The sequence below is a fragment of the Psychrobacter sp. AOP31-B2-9 genome (assembly GCF_052378005.1).
Taxonomy (GTDB): Bacteria; Pseudomonadota; Gammaproteobacteria; order Pseudomonadales; family Moraxellaceae; genus Psychrobacter.
The window spans coordinates 1-3,013 of sequence record NZ_JBQSXG010000222.1 but is presented as its reverse complement, the minus strand read 5'-3'; the positions used below and the strand labels follow the sequence as shown (position 1 = coordinate 3,013).

Genomic DNA, 3,013 nt, shown 5'->3' with positions numbered 1-3,013 from the left:
TTTTATTGAGTCAGACAAAGCTGCCTGACTCAAGCAATCAAGTCTCCGATATAGTCGGGGCGGTTCACTGGTGGGCGGGGCTAGGTGTCACTATACACCACCTGAAGACCCTTATAACGAAATGTATATCGTCAAAGATACTTTAGGTAATCCTGTAGAAGGGTTTGCCTATAAAATTGAGACCGATGAGGGTAAGGTGTATCGCGGGGTTACCAATGAAAAAGGTGAGACTATTCGTATTGGTACGGGACATAGAAAAGTTGATCTCACATTTAGCGAAAATTTTGATGAGGATGGTGAGTAATGGCTAATCCCACTAATCAGACCAAAGACTCTTTTGTGCCAAAAGAAGTAGACATCAAAACAGTGAATGTATTCTTTGATGGCACTAAGAATAATATGTTTAATACTGATGTATACGATGAAAACGAGCATTCTGACACCAGTAGTTATGCCAATGCTTATTCTAATATAGCTCATTTATTTAGCTATAGAAATGAAAATAACGGACAATTTTGGGTATATATAGAAGGTATTGGAACTCGTAGAGGTGACACTAACGATGAAGTAGCAGGTTATGCTACGGGTGTTGGTGTTACAGGTGTCGCTCAGCGGGCTGAACAAGCTTTTGATGCAATAGAGGAAGCAGTGGGAAACGCACCTTCCATAATTCACATTAATGTTTTTGGCTTTAGTCGTGGGGCGGCTACTGCCCGTCATTTTGTCCATTTAGCTAAATCAAGTGTTAAGCCATTCCCAAACTGGCAGCTTCCACGCACTAAAATACTTTTTAAATTTGTCGGAATATTTGATACGGTCTCTTCTGTTGGTGCAAATTTTAATAATGATGTAGAAGAGTTAAAGTTAGATTTTAGAGACCTTAGCACTACCGATAAAGCGTTTACTAAAGTCTTTCATATTATAGCAGCTGATGAATATCGATTAAACTTTTCAGTGACTAACATTAACTCAGCTATCCGTAGTGGCTTTGGGTACGAGGTAACCATAAATGGTGCTCACGCCGATGTTGGCGGTGCTTACAATAATTTAACCAGTGAGAGATACTCAACTTTAAGTAATCAGGAAAAAAACTGGTTAGTGGATAAGAATTTTTATACCTCAAATAAGGATGAGCTTAACTCACAATCAATGGGTAGAGGCCAATTCAACCATATCTTTACCCGTACAGGTATCAAAAATGATATACATAAAGTCTCATTGCAAATGATGGCAAGAATGTCAATCAAATATGGTAAGTTAGAATTTTCAACAGGTGAAAAAGGTTTATCTAACTATTACAATGAAGTTACAGGTGCTGTTAAAACACTAATGACCAATCTGCCTAGCGACGTTATTAATGCAGACCCGTGGAAAAATGGTGCAAAAAGAGGCAGACGCATCACAAAGACGCTACCAGAAAATGCGGCAACTAAAGCGTTAAGACATAATTATATTCATTGGTCTGCACAAAACGCAATAGGCTTTGAAGTTAGACTCAAAAGCGGTATTCCATGGAGACAACCAATTGATGGTTAACTTAATGATATTTAGCGAGAGTGCCCAATGATACGTAACTGGTCGACCACAACAAAGATTATAGCCATTATTATATTTGCGCTTTTATCCATGACATTTGCGTGGGCATATAAGGAAAAACAAATGAGAGATGATAAAGTAATCGAATGGGGCGCTAAAATATCAAATGCTAGATATACCTTGTATAAACAAGATAACTTTATCAATATGATAAGCACACAAAAATCGGATAAAATTCGCAGCTACAGCACCAGCTTTTATTTAAATGATGGCACTTGGTTACGATCACTTGATGGAGATATCGGTATTTGGGGTTATGGCAGTACGCCGTTAGGGGGAAATCCATTTGAGCAGCCACTACCTGATAAGGTTCGTGTTACTTATATTGATGATATAACCAATCAATACTATCAAGGCGAGCATGTGCTGCCCACTGATCAGATCTATGCGCTGATGACCAGCACGAGCAAAAGGGTAGAAGATAGTCGTGAAAAACCTGATCCAGACAGTGCTAACTACTATGGTATTGAGCTAGCCTTTGCGCCTGACGGCTGGGTCATTGTATTTCTCACAGGCTGGCCAGGACGTAAAGAGATTGCTTCTTTCCAAGCCACACCTATCGAGCCTGATCTAAAAACATTAGAGGGCCCTCCTGTATCGAGTGGCGATGAAATGCTTTATATGAGCTATGATGCTTATTTGCACACTAAAAGAACGGGGAAAGAGCACTACGCTACAGAATTTAAAAAGAACCATCCAGAAGGATACAAAAAATGGCAATCAGGTGACTGGACGATATCTTCCGACTGGTATAAGCAAATGCAAACCAAATATCCTTGGAATCTATCTGTAAGTATAGATAGTCAAGAATGGAATGGCGAATACTATGCTGAATTTGCTAATACCGAGCGCTTTGCGGTACTTGATGATCAGTTTGATAAATACAATAGCGCACTCAAAGCTGTACCTACTAAGATTAGAACATGGGCGACTGATCAAGAGTCAGGCGAGCGTACTGAGGTTGAAGTGCATCTATATCCTAGACCACAATGGTCAGCTCGCGGTACTAGCACTGCCTCTTATCAGCCTTACTACCAAGATCCTAATCTAAACCGCTTCTTCAAACACTTTAAAGAGTTATATCCCAATCGCTCCCTTGTAACGAATAGTCAGTCTGCAAATTCTGATGAGTTTGCAACACTAAAGATAAAATTTGACGAAGACTTAGTATTAGAAAGCGTCTATTTACAAAAAGGTAATCACAAAATACCTATAGAAGGTGCTTATCAGTTCTCTCGTGCGCCAATAGATCCTTATGACGGATTGTACTACGCTAAAAAAGGTTATCCGCAATTCATTACTGAACCTAAAGCAAAAGATCTAAGCGATCCTGCTTTTGTAGATATGGATTGAGCTTGTAATTAACCAAGAGCAGACACAGGCAAGCCCCTACCCAATACAACCTACCATTTAGAAT

At 39.5% G+C, this 3,013-nt stretch carries 3 protein-coding genes; all 3 read left to right on the top strand.

Annotated features, from left to right (window positions below; genetic code table 11):
- The first annotated feature begins 70 nt into the window (after positions 1 to 70).
- The 3 genes from ACT3SX_RS14560 to ACT3SX_RS14550 all read left to right on the top strand — a co-directional run bounded on the left by ACT3SX_RS14560 (position 71) and on the right by ACT3SX_RS14550 (position 2,949).
- On the top strand, positions 71 to 304 hold the full coding sequence (locus ACT3SX_RS14560) for a hypothetical protein (protein ID WP_442070145.1): 234 nt from the start codon (positions 71 to 73) through the stop codon (positions 302 to 304).
- Positions 304 to 1,536 carry a T6SS phospholipase effector Tle1-like catalytic domain-containing protein gene (locus ACT3SX_RS14555; protein ID WP_442070143.1) on the top strand — a complete coding sequence of 411 codons (1,233 nt, stop codon included), beginning with the start codon at positions 304 to 306 and terminating at the stop codon, positions 1,534 to 1,536. Before ACT3SX_RS14560 ends, ACT3SX_RS14555 begins: the two co-directional genes overlap by 1 nt.
- A gap of 123 nt (positions 1,537 to 1,659) precedes the next feature.
- Entirely contained in the window at positions 1,660 to 2,949 is a 1,290-nt protein-coding gene (locus tag ACT3SX_RS14550) for a DUF2931 family protein (protein ID WP_442070141.1), read from the top strand.
- Positions 2,950 to 3,013: the final 64 nt, after the last annotated feature.